General features: G+C 62.9%; 19 protein-coding genes. 11 read left to right on the top strand and 8 right to left on the bottom strand.

Annotated elements, in window-relative coordinates:
- Positions 1-17 precede the first annotated feature (17 nt).
- The 3 genes from FJD34_RS10345 to FJD34_RS10355 are packed head-to-tail and all read left to right on the top strand — an operon-like array spanning position 18 to position 2,111.
- Entirely contained in the window at positions 18-305 is a 288-nt protein-coding gene (locus FJD34_RS10345; protein WP_065943716.1) for a DUF3649 domain-containing protein, read from the top strand.
- The gene (locus tag FJD34_RS10350) at positions 302-1,840 is read left to right on the top strand and encodes a PepSY-associated TM helix domain-containing protein (protein ID WP_090290849.1); all 1,539 of its coding nucleotides are present in this window, start codon (positions 302-304) and stop codon (positions 1,838-1,840) included. The genes FJD34_RS10345 and FJD34_RS10350 overlap by 4 nt, the downstream gene beginning before the upstream one ends.
- A gap of 1 nt (position 1,841) precedes the next feature.
- Complete coding sequence (locus FJD34_RS10355; protein WP_090290848.1) at positions 1,842-2,111, top strand: DUF3325 domain-containing protein; 270 nt, start codon at positions 1,842-1,844, stop codon at positions 2,109-2,111.
- A gap of 673 nt (positions 2,112-2,784) precedes the next feature.
- On the opposite strand, the gene FJD34_RS10360 is transcribed toward FJD34_RS10355, so the two are convergent.
- The 7 genes from FJD34_RS10360 to FJD34_RS10390 are packed head-to-tail and all read right to left on the bottom strand — an operon-like array spanning position 2,785 to position 11,474.
- Positions 2,785-3,291 (bottom strand): GNAT family N-acetyltransferase, encoded by a 507-nt coding sequence (locus FJD34_RS10360; RefSeq protein WP_032861055.1) that lies wholly within the window; start codon positions 3,289-3,291, stop codon positions 2,785-2,787.
- 59 nt (positions 3,292-3,350) lie between these two features.
- Positions 3,351-4,373 carry a PLP-dependent cysteine synthase family protein gene (locus FJD34_RS10365; RefSeq protein WP_032861056.1) on the bottom strand — a complete coding sequence of 341 codons (1,023 nt, stop codon included), beginning with the start codon at positions 4,371-4,373 and terminating at the stop codon, positions 3,351-3,353.
- Positions 4,374-4,410: 37 nt separating this feature from the next.
- Complete coding sequence (gene hisC, locus FJD34_RS10370) at positions 4,411-5,532, bottom strand: histidinol-phosphate transaminase (RefSeq protein ID WP_090290847.1); 1,122 nt, start codon at positions 5,530-5,532, stop codon at positions 4,411-4,413.
- A gap of 14 nt (positions 5,533-5,546) precedes the next feature.
- Positions 5,547-6,938, bottom strand: a complete 1,392-nt coding sequence (locus FJD34_RS10375; protein ID WP_050593377.1) for an MATE family efflux transporter — start codon at positions 6,936-6,938, stop codon at positions 5,547-5,549.
- Entirely contained in the window at positions 6,926-7,930 is a 1,005-nt protein-coding gene (locus tag FJD34_RS10380) for an ornithine cyclodeaminase (RefSeq protein ID WP_032861058.1), read from the bottom strand. The genes FJD34_RS10375 and FJD34_RS10380 overlap by 13 nt, the downstream gene beginning before the upstream one ends.
- Before the next feature lie 30 nt (positions 7,931-7,960).
- Positions 7,961-9,307 carry an alanine racemase gene (locus tag FJD34_RS10385; protein ID WP_090290846.1) on the bottom strand — a complete coding sequence of 449 codons (1,347 nt, stop codon included), beginning with the start codon at positions 9,305-9,307 and terminating at the stop codon, positions 7,961-7,963.
- Positions 9,308-9,311: 4 nt separating this feature from the next.
- On the bottom strand, positions 9,312-11,474 hold the full coding sequence (locus tag FJD34_RS10390; protein ID WP_090290845.1) for a TonB-dependent siderophore receptor: 2,163 nt from the start codon (positions 11,472-11,474) through the stop codon (positions 9,312-9,314).
- Positions 11,475-11,653: 179 nt separating this feature from the next.
- Between FJD34_RS10390 and FJD34_RS10395 the strand changes: the two genes are divergently transcribed.
- Positions 11,654-12,022, top strand: a complete 369-nt coding sequence (locus tag FJD34_RS10395; protein ID WP_090293103.1) for a cupin domain-containing protein — start codon at positions 11,654-11,656, stop codon at positions 12,020-12,022.
- On the opposite strand, the gene FJD34_RS10400 is transcribed toward FJD34_RS10395, so the two are convergent.
- Positions 12,019-12,582: a helix-turn-helix domain-containing protein gene (locus tag FJD34_RS10400; RefSeq protein ID WP_032861061.1), complete on the bottom strand. Its 564-nt coding sequence runs from the start codon at positions 12,580-12,582 to the stop codon at positions 12,019-12,021. The two genes, FJD34_RS10395 and FJD34_RS10400, sit on opposite strands and share 4 nt — an antisense overlap.
- Positions 12,583-12,674: 92 nt before the next feature.
- Here FJD34_RS10400 and FJD34_RS10405 point away from each other — a divergent pair, with 92 nt between their 5' ends.
- The 7 genes from FJD34_RS10405 (at position 12,675) to FJD34_RS10435 (ending at position 19,853) form a co-directional block, all read left to right on the top strand.
- Positions 12,675-13,598 (top strand): DMT family transporter, encoded by a 924-nt coding sequence (locus FJD34_RS10405; RefSeq protein WP_090290844.1) that lies wholly within the window; start codon positions 12,675-12,677, stop codon positions 13,596-13,598.
- A gap of 182 nt (positions 13,599-13,780) precedes the next feature.
- Complete coding sequence (locus FJD34_RS10410; protein WP_090290843.1) at positions 13,781-16,705, top strand: monovalent cation/H+ antiporter subunit A; 2,925 nt, start codon at positions 13,781-13,783, stop codon at positions 16,703-16,705.
- The gene (locus FJD34_RS10415) at positions 16,705-17,049 is read left to right on the top strand and encodes a Na+/H+ antiporter subunit C (RefSeq protein WP_005789164.1); all 345 of its coding nucleotides are present in this window, start codon (positions 16,705-16,707) and stop codon (positions 17,047-17,049) included. Before FJD34_RS10410 ends, FJD34_RS10415 begins: the two co-directional genes overlap by 1 nt.
- Positions 17,046-18,728 (top strand): monovalent cation/H+ antiporter subunit D, encoded by a 1,683-nt coding sequence (locus FJD34_RS10420; RefSeq protein WP_065943708.1) that lies wholly within the window; start codon positions 17,046-17,048, stop codon positions 18,726-18,728. Before FJD34_RS10415 ends, FJD34_RS10420 begins: the two co-directional genes overlap by 4 nt.
- Positions 18,725-19,213, top strand: coding sequence for a Na+/H+ antiporter subunit E (locus FJD34_RS10425; protein WP_065943707.1), 489 nt, complete (start codon positions 18,725-18,727; stop codon positions 19,211-19,213). The genes FJD34_RS10420 and FJD34_RS10425 overlap by 4 nt, the downstream gene beginning before the upstream one ends.
- Entirely contained in the window at positions 19,210-19,488 is a 279-nt protein-coding gene (locus FJD34_RS10430; RefSeq protein WP_032861066.1) for a K+/H+ antiporter subunit F, read from the top strand. Before FJD34_RS10425 ends, FJD34_RS10430 begins: the two co-directional genes overlap by 4 nt.
- A complete protein-coding gene (locus FJD34_RS10435; protein WP_032861067.1) occupies positions 19,485-19,853 on the top strand; it encodes a Na+/H+ antiporter subunit G in 369 nt (122 codons plus the stop codon). Before FJD34_RS10430 ends, FJD34_RS10435 begins: the two co-directional genes overlap by 4 nt.
- Positions 19,854-19,893 lie beyond the last annotated feature (40 nt).

Raw genomic sequence — 19,893 nt, forward strand, 5'->3', positions numbered from 1 at the left:
GCCCCGATGAGCCCACCATGAAAAGCAAATCCCCTGCCTGGCCGACACTCTCGCGGATTGTCGCCGCGCTGATCGGCGGCTACCTGTTTACCTATGCGTTTACCGCCGCCCTGGCGCGCCTGTTGCCCATGGACAAGGTTGATGCCCTGGTCGTCGCGACCCTGCCTTCTTTCCTGATCTACACCCTGGTAATCCTCTGGGCCTTTGGCTGTCGCAACGCCTGGCGCGCCTGGGCCGGAGTGGCCCTGGCGCTGCCATTGGCCGCCATCGGGTTCTGGCCACAATGGCGCGAGGTGCTGGGATGAAACACAAGACCCTGACCCAGGCCATGGCCTGGCTGCATACCTGGAGTGGGCTGGTGTTCGGCTGGCTGCTGTTTGCGATCTTCCTCACCGGCACCCTGGCGGTGTTCGACAAGGAAATCGACGGCTGGATGCGCCCGGAAGTCCCCACCACCAGCCTGTCGCAAAGCGCTGCCGCGCAGCAGGCCCTCGGCTACCTGGCGCGCCAGCATCCCGAGGCGAAGACCTGGAACATCGGCTTGCCTGGCGAGCGTTCCGACACCCTGACGGTATCGGCCGGCGAGCAACGCCGTGGCGGCGGCACCGCGCTCGACCCACACACCGGCGAGCCCCTGGGCGTGCGCGAAACTGCCGGTGGCGGGTTCTTCTTCCGCTTCCACTTCACCCTCAACCTGCCCCGTGACCTGGGGATCTGGACCGTCGGCCTGGCGGCCATGGCAATGCTGGTGGCGCTGATCAGCGGGATTGTGATTCACAAGAAGTTCTTCAAGGACTTCTTCACCTTCCGCCCCGCCAAGGGCCAACGCTCCTGGCTCGATGCGCACAATGCGACGGCGGTGCTGGTGCTGCCGTTTCACCTGATGATCACCTATACCGGGCTGGTGATTTTCTACCTGATCTACATGCCGGCGGCGGTGGATGCACTGTTTGATGGCGATCGCGACAACCTGGGCCGGGCCCTGCGCGGTGCGCCCGCCGAACAACAGGCGCGCGGCGAACGCCCCACACGTAGCGAAGCCGCCGAGTTGACGGCGCTGGAACCGCTGCTGCTCGCAGCGGAGCGAGCCATGGGGCCAGTGTCCAGTCTGTCGATCCACAACCCGGGCCGCAGCGACGCGCGTATCGAGGCGCGCCCGGTGCTGGGCAACCGCATCGAACTGACCAAGGGCCAGAGCATGCTGTTTGACGGGGTCAGCGGTGAGATTCTGCGCCAACCCGCCGTCAGCCGGCCGAGCCTGCTGACCCAAAAGGTCATGGCCGGCCTGCACTTCGCCCAGTTTGGCGGCTACTCGATGCGCTGGTTGTACTTTGTCTGCGGCCTGGCCAGTTGCGCGATGCTGGCGACCGGTGTGGTGCTGTTTACCGTCAAGCGCCGCCGTCGCCACGATGGCGAAGGGGCTGTCGGCGCCCTGCTCTACCACGTCGCCGAACGCCTGAACGTGGCGGTGGTGGCCGGTTTGATGGTGGCGTGCGTGGCCTTCCTGTGGGCCAACCGCTTGCTGCCGGTGGAACTGGCCCAACGCGGTGGCTGGGAGGTGCGGGTGTTTTTCCTGGTGTGGTTGTTGAGCCTCGGCCACGCCATTGTCCGTCCGTGGCGCAGTGCCTGGCGTGAACAACTGGCACTGGCGGCTGCGCTGTGTATCGGCCTGCCGGCGCTGAACCTGCTGGGGGGCAGCAAGGGTGATTACTTCTACCTGGAATTGACCACCGTCGCCCTCGGCCTGATGCTGGCCTGGCCGTGCTGGAAGCTGTGCCAGGCGCCCAAGGAACGTGCCCCACGGCGCGTAGGCAAGCAACCTGTGGCAGAGGCCAACTGAGATGGCATTGATAGCAGCGTTGTTGCTGGCCTGCGGTGGAATGCTGGGCTTATGCCTGGGCTTGGAACGGCATTACAAACAACTCTGGCAACGCCTGCCCTCGCCCATGCTGCGGCGTGGCTTGCGGGGGATGGGTTGGGTGCTGCTGGCGGCCAGCTTTGCCGTGAGTGTGCAGGTATGGGGCTGGGCCATGGGGCCGGTGGCGTGGTTTGGGTTGATTTCACTGGCGGGGCTGAGTGTGGCGTTTTTGCTGCCTTACAGCGCCCGCTGATTGCACGAGCTGGCTCGCCTGCGATGCCATCGGTATCTACACAGCTCTGTTCTTCTTGGCGTTGTGTACCTATCCGTTTTTTGTGTAACGGCGGCTAAGATCAACAGCAAGAGCAAAAGCAAAGTGCGGAGCTACTTACCTGTGGGAGCGGGCTTGCTCGCGAAAGCGTCAGTAAGAACGCCGCAGAGTGTCAGATACCCAACGTCATCGTTAACGACCATCGCGAGCAAGCCCGCTCCCACAGGGGTACGCGCACGATTCGACGATCAGGCCGGCTGTCAGGCCGCCTCGCTTTGTTTTTGATTTTGATCTTAGGCGCCCCGTTAAACCACGCTGGCCGTCATCCGACATTGATTTGGGGGCGCCCCCCCCCAAATCAATATCGGATGACGGGCACACCGAGCCTAGGCGAGGTGCCGAGTGGTGGGGCAAGAGCGTTTTGCTTACTTTTGCGCTGTTCAAAAGTGAGCCGCTGTAAAAGCGGAACCATTAGCCGCCGTTACACAAAAAACGGATAGGTACACAACGCCAAGAAGAAAAGAACTGTGTAGATACTCATGCCGCAATAGCGGCGGATCATTCAGCACATGTGTCGACTGACACTCCGCCATCGCGAGCAAGCCCGCTCCCACACAAGTCCTTCCTACAGGGAAAAATAACGCTTTGGGTCGGCTCAGTGAACGACAGCCCGGGTCACCAAAAAACTCAACAACTGCGGCTCGTCTTCCAGTTCAATCGCCTGCACCGGACGCGGCAGGTGGTCCAGCACGCTGCGCCAGAACGCCTGGGAGGCCTCGTCCTGGTCGTAGAAACGCACCAGCCAGTCAGCCTCGCCGCTGGTCAATACCTGAGTGGCCACGGCACGGCCAATGCCCTTGCGGCGATAGCGCTTGAGGATAAACAGGTCCGCCAACTCCAGGGCGTTGATTCCCGCCAGCTCGCTGCGTTCGATCAATAGAAAACCGGCGATATAACCGTCGACCAGCAACAGATTGGCGCTCCATTGCGGGTCTTGCCAGTAGCGCGACAGGTGTTCTTCGTGAATATAGAAACGGCCGTCCGCCTCGACGTCTTCCTGTTCCCAATCCGAGGATTCATAGGCATAGAACTGGTAGAGGTTGCGGATCAGCTCGGCCTGTTCAGGGCCGGTTTGGATCAGTTCAACGGTGGTGTCACTCATGGCAGGGCTCACGCGGGCGGGGCGCCACAGTAGCGAAGGGCGGCGCCCCAGGCAAGCCGCTACCCCCCGGCGACGGCCTGCTGCCTGGCCTGGGGCGCTGCGCTCAACCACTGCTCCAACTCACGATGGACCTGTGGCGCCAGCAGTTGCCGGTCAGCCATCCATTGGTCGTTGAATACCGTGTCCAGGTACTTTTCACCGCCATCGCACACCAGCGCCACGATCACGCTGTGGGCCGGCGCGTGCCGGGCCTCGCGCAGGGCCTGGTAGACCACGCCGCCAGCCGAGCCGCCCAGTAGCAAGCCGTAATGCCGGGCCAGGTAGCGTGCGGTTTCAAAGGCCTGGGCATCGCTGACGGTCAATCCTTTATCGATCAGCGCATAGTCGACCACGGCACCGATTTCCGCGCCTTCGGGGGTGCCGGTACCGGATTGGTGATACGGCGCACCGGGGCCGCCGAAGATCACCGACCCACAGGGTTCGACACCGATCACCTGCAGGCCGCGGGCATGGCGTTTCAAGGCGCGCGCAGTGCCGCACAGCGAGCCGCCGGTGCCCACGGCGCCCACCAGATAGTGGATTTCGTCCCCCAGCGCCGCGCGCAATTCCGCTGCCAGCGCCGTGTAGCCATTGGCATTCGCCGGGTTGTGGTGCTGGCGGGTCCAGTAGGCGCCCTGCTCGCTGGCGATACGTTCGGCGGTGGCATCCCGGTCGGCAGTAGCCAGCCCGCCACCGGGATCGCCAACCCGCACCAACTGCGCACCAAAGGCCTGCATGGCCCGCAGTTTGTCGGGGCTGGCGTGTTCGTCAACCACTGCGGTGAAGCTATAACCGCGCTCGGCGGCGAGCAACGCCAGGCCCAACCCGGTGTTGCCCGAGGTCGATTCGACAATCCGTCCACCCGGCTTAAGCTGCCCCGAGGCCTGTGCCTCATCGAGCATCTGCCGGGCCATGCGGATCTTGGCGGTGCCGGTGGGGTTGAATTGCTCCAGCTTGAGCAGCACGCAGCTGCCGTTTTCAGTGACGCATAATTTGAGCAGCGGCGTATCGCCGATCAGTTCGGACAGGCAAGTCTTGATCATGACAACCTCTGGGCAGTATGAAAAACAGGCGCGGCGCTTAGCCGGCCAGGGCCGCGACGGCGCGTTGCAAGCTGGCGAGAAACGCCTGGTTTTGCTCGGCCAGGCCCAGGGACACGCGAATGAAACCGGTGTACCCCGGCTCGCGCCAGGCCTTGACGATGATCCCGTCCTTGAGCAGTTCTTCGACCACTTCCAGGGCATTGCGGGCGGTATCGATAAACAGGAAATTGGCCTGGGACGGCGCCACGCGAAAACCCGCAGCCTGTAGCCCCTGGGTCAGGCGCTGGCGCTCGATCGTGATGAATTCGCGGCTGCGCACCACGTGCGCCTGGTCAAGCCAGGCGGCCTGGGCAGCCTCCTGGGCCGGTTGATTGACGTTGTACGGCGTACGCACCCGGTGCAGCGCGTCGATCAGGCTGGGGTGCGAGGCAATGCCATAGCCGATCCGCAGCCCCGCCAGCCCGTAGGCCTTGGAGAATGTGCGCAGGATGATCCACGGCCGCGTCTGCGCGCCCAGGATCGCCAGGGCGTCGGCGCCGTCCTCGACGAATTCGAAGTACGCCTCGTCGATCACCAGCAAGGTGTCGGGATGGGCGGCGGCAACCAGCTCAGTCAGTTCAACCGGCGATAGCGCTGTCCCTACCGGGTTGCAGGGCGTGCTCAGCATCAGCATCTTCGCCGGTGGCTGGAGGGCCGCAGCCCAGGCCGGCAAATTGAGGCTGAAGTCATCGTTGAGCGGCACCTTGTCCACCTGCGCCCCCATCATCAACGGCAGGCTTTCATGCAGGCTGAAACAAGGCTGCTGGGTGACGACCCGATCCTGGGGATCGAGCAGTGCCAGGCACAGCAATTCGAGGATGTTTTCCGAACCGTTGCCGAGGATGATTCTGGCCGGATCGATATCCAACTGCCCACCGATCAGTTGCCGTAACGCCCGACCGCTGGGGTCGGGATAACGCTCCAACCCTGCCCCGCCCTGACGCGCAAGCATGGCAGCGGCGGCCGGCGACATGCCCAGGGGGTTTTCGCAGTTGGACAGCTTGGTCACCGTTGGCGTACCGAGCTTACGTGGATCGGCGCCCGGGTCGTACAGGGGCAAGCGTCGCACACTGGGCCGCACCAGCGCCTCGATGCGGTGGGCGGGGTTGTCTTGATGCATTGAACACCTCCTTGTTATGACAGTGCGATGGCGCCTGCGCGGTCCAGCGCCTTGAGTTGCCGTTCAAACGAGACGATCAGCAGCAGCGCCGTGGCCGCCAGGCCTATCGCCAGCCCGGCCCATACGCCAAAGATGCCGTAGGGACTGACGATGCCCAGCAACCAGGCGGCGGGCAGCCCCACCAGCCAGTAGCCGAACAGCGAAATACGCAACGGCCCCGCCGTATCGCCGATACCGCGCAAGATGCCGTTGCCGATGTTCTGGCTGGCATCAAAGATCTGCAGGACGATGGCGATCAGCAAACCGGTAGCCATCAGGCTCACTGCATCCTGGTTGTTGGCGTGTTCGGTGCTGATAAACAGGCCGATCACCTGTTCGGGCAGCAGTGCATAGGGAATCGCAAACAGCAGCATGACCACCACTCCGAGCCCCAGCCCCAGGCGCCCCAGCTGCCGGGCGCGCTGATACTGCCCGGTGCCGCAGGCCTCGCTGATATGGATCGAGGCCGCGTGGGAGATCCCCGCCGAGAACATGAACACGATGTAGATGATCTGGTTGAGCACGGTCTGCGCCGCCAGCGCTTCCATGCCCAGGGTGCCGATCAGCAGGGTCAGCACGCTGAAGAATCCGGCCTCGCTGGCATAGGTCCCGGCAATCGGCAGCCCGAGCTTCCACACGGCCTTGATCGCCGTCGGCGAAAAACTCAGCTGTGCAAGCTTGAAGTAGCCGGCCAGGCGCCGGTGGGTCAGCACCACCACGAGGAACATCAGGAACGACAGCAGGAACACCACCGCGCTGGTGATTGCCACCCCTGCCAGCCCATAGGCCGGCAGGCCCAGTTTGCCGAACACCAGCACGTAGTTCAGTGCCGCCGTAAGAACGATCGACACCAAGGTGATTGCCAGCAACGGGCCGGGGAACTTGAGGCCGACCGTGAAGTGGCGCAGCGCCTGGAACCACAGGCACGGCAACAGGCCTGGGGCAATAATCAACAGGAAGTCCATGGCCCCCGCCACGACGCTGGCGTCCTGGCCCAGCCATGTCAGTGGTTGACGCAACGCCAACAACACGCCCATAAACACCAGGCCACTGACGGTGGCCCAGAACAGGCCCGCCACCAGCAGCGCACGCACTTGAGCTTCATCGCCCCTGGCGTTGGCTTGCGCCACCAGATTACTGACGCCCGTGACCAGCCCGGTGCCGGTGGTGCGCAACTGGTTGAACAGGGCGAGTGCCAGGCCACCGGCTGCCAGCTCCTTGGCGCCCAGGGTGCCAAGCACCACGATATCGATGGTGGTCAGGGCCACATACGCCAGGTTGGTCAGGATCAGCGGCAGTGCCAGTAGCAACAGTGCCCGGCTGTCAGCGCGCCAGGCGCCAGGTTGCGCGGTATTCAAGCCGACCATAGCTGGACCCTCTGCCCACGGTTCTGCGCCAGCGCGCGATCGGCCATCAAGCGACCGAGGGCGACATCGGTCACCACCATGCCGCTGTTGTAGGCAAACACCACATCATCGCGATGGCGCCGTGCGGGTGCCAGGCCCAGGAGGATATCCGGCAGTTCGGCGTCCACCTCGGGCAGGCTGCCGTCAGCCGCCGCCAGGTCGGCGCTGGTGACCTGCATCTGCGCGATGTCGGTGGCGATGCGGTAGTCAGCGCCATGCAGCACGTCGGCATCGATGCCATAGCCGACCAGCACTGCCACGGCGCCCGGCTTGAGCCAGGCCCGCTGCACTTGCTGGCGCGCCGAAAGCCCGGCGACGCCGAGGATGATATCGGCCTCGCCAGCCGCCGCCTGCAGGTCGTCGACCACGATCACATCGCGCAACGGATAGTGTTTGTGCAGGTTGTCCCGCACTGCGCGCAGGCCCTCGGCGTAGTGCCCATAGACATACAATCGCTCCAGGTCCGGCATGGCCGCCAGCAGCATGGGCAGCGCCACCTGGCCCTGCACACCGGTGCCGACCACCAGGGCGCTGCGGGCATCCGGGCACGCGGCCCTGGCCATCAACGCCGAAGTAGCCGAGGTGCGCAGCGGCCCGAGCTTGACCACATCCATCAAGGCAATCGGACGGCCGGTGCGGTCATCACACAAGAAGATAAACGAGTGGAATTGATAGGCATCGCGGGTGCGCTGCGGATCATGTTCGTAGACCACCTTGAAACCCACGGTTTGGCTCGCGCCATCGCGGCCGACCATCGAGTAGCTGATTGAGCGCCGGTCTGCCGGTTCGACAATGGTCTTGAGCGGGTTCTGCGAGTCGCCGCTGCGCAAGGCCTTGTACGCCTGCTCGACCACCTGCAGCACTTCGCGGTAACTCACCCCCAGGTCTTCGAGCGCGGCTTGGGGCAGCACCCATAGATCAGCGGGGGCAGCGGGTTTGTTCGAACTGTTCACTCAAGGCTCCTTGTGCAATGGTTTTAACGCTCACGCCAGGCTGTCCAGCTTCCAGCGCAGGTGTTGATTACGCAGTTCCACCACCACTTTGTGGGGCAATGGGGCTTCGTGAAATGGCGACTCGTTGGAGTCCATCTGATAGCCGGCAGTATTGAGGTAGATCAGCAAGTCGCCGGCCTGGATCGGGCAGTCGAAGGCGACTTTGCGCCAGGTCAGCATGTCCGACTCCAGGCAGGTGGCTCCGCCGATACAGGCGACAAAGGGCGACGGCGCCCGTGGCGTTGCCGGCAGCAGCAGTGGGTCAGGCAGGAACTCGCTGTTGAACCATTGTTCGGAGAGGCTGAAGCTGCTGCCCTGCACGGTGACCAGTGCATACCCGTCGCTGGCGCTGCGGTCCTTGACGCCCTGCACGCGGAACACACTGATGCCGGCCTGGTCGAGCAAGGCGCGGCCAGGTTCAATGATCAGGCGCACCCCGTGTTCGATGACCTTTTGCGCCAGGCTCAGGCCGGGGCTGACGGGCGTGGCGAGGATATCGTCGAGGGCCTCGGCCCCGGCGCGCAACGCACCATAGGGATAGAACCCGACAAACCCTTTTTCCCCGTGATAACCCTCGGCACAGTCCTCGGCCATAAAGGCCCGCCACTGCGCCGGGTCGACATAACGCACGGCAAAACCACCCCCCAGGTTGACCGTGCGGCAGTTGTCCAACTCACTGGCCTGGCACAGATCGATCAAGTGGCTGGCGACTTGCGCCCGCTGCTCGGTGTCATAACCGCCCAGGTGAAAGGAAAAGCCTTGCAAGTCCAGGTTCGCCACATGCTGGCGGCAGAACACCAGGGCCTGGTCGCACTCCCGGGCATTCAAGCCGAAGCGGCTGTGGGGCTGGCTGCTGGGGCAATAACGCAACAGCAGGTGCGCCCGTTGTCGCATCGATTGCGCCAACTGCTGGATACGCATCAGTTCCTCCAGCGAATCCACCGCCAGCAAGCACTGGTGGCTCAAGCCCAACCCCAGCAACTGATCACTCTTGCGCGGGCCGGACACGCCGATATCACCGCCGGCAACCCCGCCCGCCAAGGCCTTTTGCAGCTCACCGACGCTGGCCACATCCACGCCAATCGCACACTGCGCGCAGGCCTGGATAAAGCAGTTGGCCTTGTTGGCCTTCTTGGCAAATAACAGGCTGCCGCGCACCTGGGCGTCGGTGAAGCTGTGCTGGAAGGCTTCGACATTGGCGTGAAAGATCTGCGGGCACAGCAGATGCAATGGCGAGCCAAGGCCGTCGACCAGTTCGGTCAATCGGGTGCGGTGCTGATCGAGCAGCCGCTCGACCCACAGGTGGCGCAGGCCGGGCAATGAGCTGGAATGGGTCATCGGTCTAGAACTCGAATTTGGCCGAGAGGAACACTTCGCGCTCGCGCCCCACATCCAGCCCACCCTGGTAATAGGCGCTGGCGTAGTAGTACTTGTTGGTCAGGTTCTTGCCGTGCAGGCGGTAGGTCACCGGGGTATCCGCCAGTTTCGAGCGGTAACTGACGCCGGCATCGAGCAAGGTGTAGCTGGGGATGTAGCCGCTGTTCTGTGGATCCACCGGGCGGCTGCCGACGTAGCTCAAGGTGCTGTCCAACGACAGACCGGGCACGGCAGCCACGCTGTACAAGGCACCGACCGCACCTTTCCACTTGGGCACACTTTCGGTGCGTTTGCCTTCTACCGTGACGTCATCGACATCTTCCATGCGCGTGGACAAATAAGCCGCATTGGCGGTGAGTGTCAGGGCATCGGTGACGCGGTTGGACAGGGTCAGTTCAGCGCCACGGTGGTGGTATTCGCCGTTGCTGACGTAGGTGTTGCTGGTATTCAGGTAACTGGCCTCGCGCCGGATATCGAATATCGCCAGGCCCAGGTTCAGGCGATCATTGAGGTCCAGCTTCAGGCCGACTTCGTACTGCTGGGACTCAATGGCGTCGGTGGGCTGGCTGGCGTTGGTCGCGGTGTGGGGTGCGTAGTCGCCCTTTTCAAAGCCTTTGGAGTAGCTGACATAAGTCATCAGGCTGTCCCAGGGCCGATAGATCAGCGCGGCGCTGGGCACGAATACGTTGTGGCTTTGCGCCGGCGCCTTGGCCGAAAGATGATCGGCGCGGTACCAGATATAGCGCCCACCGAGCATCACCTGGAACTGTTCGTTCAGGGAAATCAGGTCGCTGGCAAAGACCGAGGTTTCCTTGATGGAGGACACAAAGTCGGTGGGCTGCTCCGGGCCGAAATGCCATTTCGGCGGGTTGACCGGGTGCAGGATGTTGCCTACCGAGACGTCACCGATGCTGATGCCCGGAGTGCCGCTGTCCACCGAGTCCCAAAACGGGCTGACATCCTTGAATTGCTTGTAGCCGGTGCCGAAGAACACGTCGTGATAGATGTTGCCGGTGGCGAACTTGCCGGCCAGGTACGACTGCAGTGACCAGGTGCTGAACACTTCGCCACGGGACACATAAAAGTCCGCCGAGCCAATATCACCGTTGGGCTTGATCCCGAACAGGTCGTTGTAGCCGCCGTGGCGCTCGACCCGCGAATAGTTGCCCTGGGTCACGGACGTCCAGTTGTCATCGAGTTCGTACTCGAACTTGGCGTCGAGGTTGGCGCCTTCGGTCTGGTGGCGGAACCAGGAACCGGTCAGCAGATCCCGGCGATTGATCTTGGGCGGCAGTACATAGCTGGACGGATCCAGCGGATTGGCGCGGCCGCTCTGGTCGGCACGCAGCAATGGGTCGGAGACCGTGGATTTGCGCGACCAGTCCGCGTTGAGTTGCAACAGCGCACGATCACTCAAGCGAAAATCGGTGGCCAGGCCAATGAACTTGCGCTCCATGTCGCGGGCGTGATCGAAGTCACCGTTTTTTTCGTAGCCGGCATTCAGGCGATAGCCAAAGGCGCCGTCGTTGAATGAGTCACTCGTATCAATCGCCACGTAGCGGCCGAGCAACGACGAGCCTTGCACGCTGACATTGAGCAGCGGCTCCAGGGTCGGGCGCTTGAGGATGTAGTTGATGGTGCCGCCCGGCGAGTTGAAACCGTAGAGAAAGCCCGACGGGCCCTTGAGCACATCGATGCGCTCGACGTTTTCCAGGGGCACATCGTGGTGCGGTGCCAGGGTCAGGCCGTCGCGGCGGATGGTGTTGAAGTTGTCCATGGCAAAGCCGCGCAGGCGGAAGTTGTCAAACCCACTACCGCCTGAAGCACTGAGCACCGAAGGGTCGAGGCTCAACACGTCCACGGCGGTGCGCGCGGAGCTGTCGGCGATGGTCTTGCTGGAGTAACTCTGGATGGCCAGGGGGATTTCCATGGCGTCCTTGGCGCCAAAACCACCGGCATTCACTTCCAGCGCCTTGTTCAGCGGTGCGCTGACCCGGGTGGCTTCAAGCTCGGTGACCGATTCTTCGCGATCTTCTGCTGCGACGGCGGGTAAGCCAGTGAGCGAGGACATCAGCCCCACTGCCAACAATGTGGGAAACCGTGGAGCAATCCCGTGCAACTGGTTCATCTGCAATCCCTTGAGCCAAAAGTAAACGAGCCGACCTCAGGCATGGAGATACATGAGAATCGTTATTGATAGATACAATATAACATTTCTATTTGCCAAACAATCGCACAATCATTCAATACCGGCTATCGCGCCGCTACTAAGCTCAGGCCTTTCCTGGATCACCTGAGATGACTGCCATGCCCTCCTACACCGCCATCAACCTTGCGCACAAATACAGCCTGTTCAGCGAGCAATGGACACCCAAGGTCGTCGCGCAGATGAACGACTACCAATTCAAGGTGGTGAAGATCGAGGGGGATTTTGTCTGGCACAGCCACGCGGATACCGATGAGACCTTCATTGTCCTCGACGGCGCGCTGCGTATTGATTTTCGCGATGGTGCGGTACAGATCGGCGCCGGTGAGATGTTTGTGGTGCCCAAGGGCGTCGAGCACAAACCGTATGCCGAGGGTGAGGTGAAATTACTGCTGGTCGAGCCCTGCGGTGTGTTGAATACCGGTGATCAGGGCGGCGAGCGGACCATGCTCAATGATGTGTGGATCTAGATCACCACATTGCGGATAAAGCGCACCGCCACGGGCCCCTCATTGCGATAGGCATGGGGCTGGTGACTGGGAAACATAAAGAACTCGCCGGCGGCGATGGTGGTTTCGACATCGCCCACCACCAGGGTCAGACTGCCCTCGAACACAAACAATTGCGTGCTCCAACCTTCCAGGTCGGGGTCCGGGCAATAGCGATCGCCCGGTTCCAGGCGCCACTCCCACAGTTCAACCTCACGCCGGGCGGTAGCCTTGGCCAGTAGCACGGCTTTGCTGCCATCGATTTCCCCGGTCCAGGCCAGTTCGTTGATGCGGCTGTGGTCACGGGCATCGGGCGCCTGGATCAGGTCGCTGAAGGCCACGTCCAGCGCTTCGGCCACACGGTCGAGGGTGGACAGGCTGACGTTCTTTTCACCCGCCTCGATGGCCACCAGCATGCGCCGGCTGACCCCGGATTTTTCCGCCAGGGCCGTCTGGCTCAATTCGGCCGCGTGGCGCAGGCGACGAACGTTCTGGCTGACGTGCTGCAGGACCGAAGCCCGTTGCGGATTTTCTTTGTGCACTATATTGCTCACTCGATGGGTTTGCGCAGTATACTGCCCAGCTGCGGCGCATTGTGCGTTCCGCGCCCCTCCTGTGCAAGACCAGAGCCGCCATGACCACCTCGACCTCCTCCGCACTGTTTTCCCGTTTCAGCAAAGCCGAATGCGTGCTGGTGCTGATCACCATGATCTGGGGCGCAACCTTTATCCTGGTGCAACATGCCATGACCGTCAGCGGGCCGATGTTCTTTGTCGGCCTGCGTTTCGCGGCGGCGGCGCTGGTGGTGGGCCTGTTTTCCCTGCGCAACCTGCGCGGCCTGACGTTGTTTGAACTCAAGGCCGGGGCCTTTATCGGCACCGCGATCATGTTTGGCTATGGCCTGCAAACCATTGGCTTGCAAACGATCCTCAGCAGCCAGTCGGCGTTCATCACCGCACTCTATGTGCCCTTCGTACCGCTGTTGCAATGGCTGGTGCTGGGGCGGCGCCCGGGCTTGATGCCGAGCATTGGCATCATGTTGGCCTTCGCCGGCCTGATGCTGCTGACCGGCCCCGCCGGTGCATCGCTGAACTTCAGCCCCGGTGAAATCGCGACCCTGATCGGTGCCATTGCGATTGCCGCCGAAATCATCCTGATCAGCGCCTACGCCGGCCAAGTGGATGTACGCCGGGTGACGGTGGTGCAACTGGCCACCGCGTCGCTGCTGTCGTTCCTGCTGATGGTGCCTATGGGCGAATCGTTACCGGGCTTTTCCTGGTTACTGCTGTTCATCGCCATGGGCCTGGGCTTGACCAGCGCGGTGATTCAACTGGCGATGAACTGGGCGCAGAAAAGCGTCTCGCCGACCCGCGCCACCTTGATCTATGCCGGCGAGCCAGTCTGGGCCGGGGTGATCGGGCGGATCGCCGGTGAGCGCTTCCCGCCGATTGCCATGCTGGGGGCGGTGTTGATTGTGGCGGCGGTGATTGTCAGTGAGATGAAGACCCGGCAACAGAAGTCCACTGGTAGGAGCGAGCTTGCTCGCGAAGAGCGTTAACGATGACGCGGGTAACCTGATACCCCGCAGCGCTCTCAGGTTTTTCGCGAGCACGCTCGCTCCTACACAGGGACAGTTAAGGGTTTTCGGTGCATCTTGTAGGATCCTGCCACAGCTTGCCGTTTGGTAATCCGGTTTCCGGCACGTATGATGCATCCCAAACCACTGCAGATTAGAAGCCTATGTCCCTGATAGTTCTACTGCTTCTGCCTTTCATCGGCAGCTGTCTGGCGGCCTTGCTGCCGCACAACGCACGTAATACTGAATCCCTGCTGGCCGGCCTTGTGGCCCTGGTCGGTACTGTACAAGTCGCCCTGCTCTACCCCCAGATCGCCGACGGTGGCGTGATCCGCGAAGAATTCTCCTGGCTGCCCAGCCTGGGCCTGGATTTCGTGTTGCGCATGGATGGCTTCGCCTGGTTGTTCTCGCTGCTGGTATTGGGCATCGGCAGCCTGGTGTCTTTGTACGCCCGCTATTACATGTCGCCGGATGACCCGGTGCCGCGTTTCTTTGCGTTTTTCCTGGCGTTCATGGGCGCGATGCTCGGGTTGGTGATCTCCGGCAACCTGATCCAGATCGTGTTTTTCTGGGAACTGACCAGCCTGTTCTCGTTCCTGCTGATCGGCTATTGGCACCACCGTTCCGATGCGCGCCGTGGTGCCTATATGGCGCTGATGGTGACCGGTGCGGGTGGTTTGTGCCTGCTGGCGGGGGTCATGCTGCTCGGCCATGTCGTCGGCAGTTACGATCTGGACCAGGTGCTTGCCGCCGGCGACCAGATCCGTGCCCACTCCCTCTACCCCATCCTGCTGACGTTGATCCTGATCGGCGCCCTGAGCAAAAGCGCGCAATTCCCCTTCCACTTCTGGCTCCCCCACGCCATGGCCGCACCGACGCCCGTGTCGGCCTACCTGCACTCGGCCACGATGGTGAAGGCCGGCGTGTTCCTGCTGGCCCGCCTGTGGCCCTCGCTGTCGGGCAGCGAAGAATGGTTCTGGATGGTCGGTGGCGCCGGTGCCCTGACCCTGTTGCTCGGCGCGTATTGCGCGATGTTCCAGAACGACCTCAAGGGCCTGCTGGCCTACTCCACCATCAGCCACCTGGGCCTGATCACTCTGCTGCTGGGCCTCAACAGCCCGCTGGCCGCCGTCGCGGCGGTGTTCCATATCCTCAACCACGCCACGTTCAAGGCTTCGCTGTTCATGGCAGCAGGCATCATCGACCACGAAAGCGGCACCCGCGATATCCGCAAGCTCAGCGGCCTGGTGCGCCTGATCCCGTTTACCGCGACCCTGGCCATGGTCGCCAGCGCCTCCATGGCCGGGGTGCCGTTGCTCAACGGTTTCCTGTCCAAGGAAATGTTCTTCGCCGAAACGGTATTTATCTCCTCGACCCAGTGGGTGGAAATTGCCCTGCCGGTGATCGCGACCATCGCCGGTACCTTCAGCGTGGCCTATGCCCTGCGCTTCACCGTGGATGTGTTCTTCGGCCCGGCGGCCACTGACCTGCCGCACACCCCGCACGAACCGCCACGCTGGATGCGCGCGCCGGTGGAGCTGCTGGTGTTCACCTGCCTGCTGGTGGGGATCTTCCCGGCCCAGGTGGTGGGTTCGATCCTTGCCGCCGCCGCCCTGCCGGTAGTCGGCGGTGTATTGCCCCAGTACAGCCTGGCGATCTGGCACGGCTGGAACGCGCCGATGATCATGAGCCTGGTGGCCATGACCGGTGGCGTGGTCCTGTACCTGCTGCTGCGCAAGCAACTCAAGCGCGGGCGCTTCAAGTACCCGCCGATCATCAGCTACTTCAATGGCAAGCGCATGTTCGAGCGCTGCCTGGTGGTGATGATGCGCGGTGTGCGCCGGCTTGAAAAATACATCAGCACCAAGCGCCTGCAGACCCAGTTGTTCCTGCTGGTGCTGGCGGCGGTGGTCGTCGGGATGATCCCGATGCTGGGCAACAGCCTGAGCTGGGGCGACCGGCCGAAGATTCCCGGCTCCATCGTCTTCGTCACCCTGTGGCTGCTGGCGATTGCCTGTGCCCTGGGCGCCGCCTGGCAAGCCAAGTATCACCGGCTGGCAGCCCTGACCATGGTCAGCGTCTGCGGCCTGATGACCTGCGTGACCTTTGTCTGGTTCTCTGCGCCGGACCTGGCATTGACACAACTGGTGGTCGAAGTGGTGACCACCGTGCTGATCCTGCTGGGCCTGCGCTGGCTGCCACGGCGGATCGAAGAGGTCTCGCCGCTGCCCAACTCGCTGCGCAAGGCGCGCATTCGCCGGCTGCGCGACTTGCTGCTGTCCACTGTGGTCGGTGGCGGCATGGCGCTGCTGTCCTATGCCATGCTGACCCGCCAGACCCCCAACGACATTTCCTCGTTCTACCTCAGTCGTGCCCTGCCTGAAGGCGGCGGCAGCAATGTGGTGAATGTGATGCTGGTGGACTTCCGTGGCTTCGATACCCTGGGCGAAATCACCGTGCTGGGCGCTGTGGCCTTGACGGTCTATGCGCTGCTGCGCCGCTTCCGCCCGCCCAAGGAAAGCGAACAACTGCCCGCGCAACAGCGGCTGTTGGCACCGGACGTGGACACCGACCTGGTCAACCCACGCCAGGCCAGCGACACCGCCCTGGGCTTTATGATGGTGCCAGCGGTGCTGGTGCGCCTGCTGCTGCCGATTGCCCTGGTGGTGTCGTTCTACCTGTTCATGCGCGGCCACAACCAGCCGGGCGGCGGGTTTGTCGCAGGCCTGGTGATGTCGGTGGCGTTTATCCTGCAATACATGGTCGCCGGTACCCAGTGGGTCGAGGCGCAGATGAACCTGCGGCCGCTGCGCTGGATGGGCTTCGGCCTGTTGTCGGCGACATTGACCGGCTTGGGCGCGCTGTTCTTCGGCTACCCGTTCCTCACCACCAGTACCCTGCACCTGAGCTTGCCGGTGCTGGGAGACATCCATATCGCCAGCGCGCTGTTCTTCGACGTGGGCGTATACGCGATGGTGGTCGGTTCGACCCTGCTGATGCTCACCGCCCTGGGTCACCAATCGGTGCGGGCCCATAAACCCGGCAACCAGGCGAAAGCCGCCGCCAACCCACAAGGAGCTGCCGCCTGATGGAAGAAGTCATCGCAATTGCCATTGGGGTCCTGGCGGCCTCCGGCGTCTGGCTGGTGCTGCGGCCGCGGACCTTCCAGGTGGTGATGGGCCTGTGCCTGTTGTCGTATGGGGTCAACCTGTTCATCTTCAGCATGGGCAGCCTGTTTATCGGCAAGGAGCCAATCATCAAGGACGGCGTGCCCCAGGACCTGCTCAATTACACCGATCCCCTGCCCCAGGCCCTGGTGCTGACGGCGATTGTGATCAGCTTCGCCATGACTGCGCTGTTCCTGGTGGTGCTGCTGGCGTCCCGGGGCCTGACCGGCACTGACCATGTGGACGGCCGGGAGCCCAAGGAATGAGCTGGATGAACCAACTGATCATCGCGCCGATCCTGCTGCCGTTGCTGACCGCCGCGCTGATGCTGATGCTGGGCGAGAAACACCGCCCGCTCAAGGCCAAGATCAACCTGCTGTCGAGCATGACCGGCCTGGGCATCGCGGTGCTGATGCTGTACTGGACGCAAAAAGGTGGCCCCGCCTCCATCGGCGTGTACCTGCCGGGCAACTGGCAGGCGCCGTTCGGCATCGTGCTGGTGGTGGACCAACTGTCTGCGTTGATGCTGGTGCTCACCGGGATCATTGGCGTCAGCGCCCTGCTGTTCGCCATGGCCCGCTGGGACCGCGCCGGTACAAGCTTCCACGCGCTGTTCCAGATCCAGTTGATGGGCCTCTACGGCGCCTTTCTCACCGCTGACCTGTTCAACCTGTTCGTATTCTTCGAGGTGCTGCTGGCGGCCTCCTACGGCCTGATGCTCCATGGCTCGGGCCGGGCGCGGGTGTCGGCGGGGCTGCATTACATCTCGATCAACTTGCTGGCCTCGTCACTGTTCCTGATTGGCGCGGCGCTGATCTACGGCGTCACCGGCACCCTGAACTTTGCTGACCTGGCGCTGAAGATCCCGTTGGTCCCGGAAGCCGACCGCGGCCTGCTGCATGCCGGCGCGGCGATTCTCGCCACGGCGTTCCTGGCCAAGGCCGGGATGTGGCCGTTGAACTTCTGGCTGACGCCGGCCTACTCCGCGGCCAGCGCGCCGGTGGCGGCGATGTTTGCGATCATGACCAAGGTCGGCGTGTACACCGTGTTGCGCCTGTGGACCCTGCTGTTTTCCGGGCAAGCCGGCGCTTCGGCGCTGTTTGGCGGCGACTGGCTGGTGTACGGCGGCATGGCAACCATTCTCTGCGCCGCCCTGGCCATGCTCGCCGCCCAACGCCTGGAGCGCATGGCCAGCCTGAGCATCCTGGTCTCGGCCGGCATCCTGCTGTCGGCGGTAGGCTTTGCCCAGCCCAGCCTGACCGCTGGCGCGCTGTTTTACCTGGTCAGTTCGACCCTGGCCTTGAGCGCGCTGTTTTTGCTGGCCGAACTGATCGAACGCTCGCGCTCGTCCAATGAACTGCTGCTGGACGATGAAATCGAAACGTTGCCGCGCCCCATGGAAACCCCGCATCCACCCAAGGGTACCAACCTCGACGATGAACAAAAGGCCGTGGTCGGCCAAGTCATCCCGTGGACCATGGCCTTTCTCGGTCTGAGCTTTATTGCCTGTGCCCTGCTGATCATCGGCATGCCGCCGCTGTCGGGGTTTATCGGCAAGCTCAGCCTGCTCAGCGCCCTGATCAACCCGCTGGGCCTGGGCCATGCCGTAAGTGAGCCGATCCGTCCGGCGGCCTGGGGCCTGGTCGCGCTGTTGATCTTCTCGGGCCTGGCCTCGCTGATCGCCTTTGCCCGACTGGGCATCCAGCGCTTCTGGACCCCGGAAGAACGGCCTTCACCGCTGCTGCGCCGCTTGGAGTGCGTGCCGATCTTCGTCCTGCTTGGCCTGGCGATTGGCCTGACCTTCAAGGCAGAGATGCTGATGCGCTTTACCCAGGACACCGCCAACCGCCTCAATAACCCCGAGCACTATGTAATGGCCGTCATGGCCACCCGCCCAGTGCCCAGCCCGCAAGCCCAGGCCGCCGCCGTGGAGGTGCAGCCATGAAACGTCTGTTTCCCGCCCCGTGGTTGTCGTTGGCATTGTGGGCACTGTGGCTGGTGCTGAACCTGTCGATCAGCCCCGGCAACCTGCTGCTGGGGGCGATCCTGGGTTTTCTCGCGCCGCTGATGATGGCGCCGCTGCGCCCACTGCCGGTCCGTATCCGCCGCCCTGGCGTAATCATTCGTCTGTTCTTCCTGGTCGGCCGCGATGTCATCCTCTCCAACCTGCACGTGGCCTGGGGCATATTGACCTGCGGCACACGGCCGCCGCGCTCGCGTTTTGTCAAAATCCCCCTGGACCTGCGTGACGCCAACGGCCTGGCGGTACTGTCGATGATCACCAGCGTGACCCCAGGCACCGTCTGGTCGGAACTGGCCCTGGACCGCAGCATCCTGTTGCTGCACGTGTTCGACCTGGATGACGACGCGCAGTTTATCGAGCACTTCAAGCAGGCCTATGAACGGCCCCTGATGGAGATCTTCGAATGAGTGCCCTGCTCTCCAATGCGATCTTGGCCAGCCTGTTCCTGTTTTCCCTGGCCATGGTCCTGACCCTGGTACGCCTGTTCAAGGGACCGTCGGCCCAGGACCGGGTCCTGGCCCTGGACTACCTGTATATCCTGGCGATGCTGATGATGCTGGCGTTGGGTATTCGTTACGCCAGTGATACCTACTTCGAAGCAGCGCTGCTGATTGCGCTGTTCGGCTTTGTCGGCTCGTTTGCCCTGGCCAAGTTCCTGCTGCGTGGAGAGGTGATCGAATGATCAATGTCAGTGAACTGCCGCTGTGGGTGGAAGTGCTCGTGGCAATCTTGCTGCTGCTCAGTAGCCTGTTTGCGCTGCTTGGTGCGATTGGGCTGCTGCGGATGAAGGACTTTTTCCAGCGCATGCACCCACCGGCGCTGGCCTCGACCCTTGGCGCCTGGTGCGTGGCGCTGGCGTCGATTATCTATTTCTCGACCCTCAAGTCCGGGCCGGTGCTGCACGGCTGGCTGATTCCGATCCTGCTGTCGATCACCGTACCGGTGACCACCCTGTTGCTGGCGCGCACATCGCTGTTTCGCAAGCGCATGGCGGGGGAAGATGTGCCGGCCGAGGTCAGCAGCCGTCGCACCGAGAGTGGTAGCTGATCGGTAAAAAAATGTGGGAGCGGGCTTGCTCGCTCCCACA

This window comes from Pseudomonas brenneri, assembly GCF_007858285.1.
GTDB classification, from domain to species: domain Bacteria; phylum Pseudomonadota; class Gammaproteobacteria; order Pseudomonadales; family Pseudomonadaceae; genus Aquipseudomonas; species Aquipseudomonas brenneri.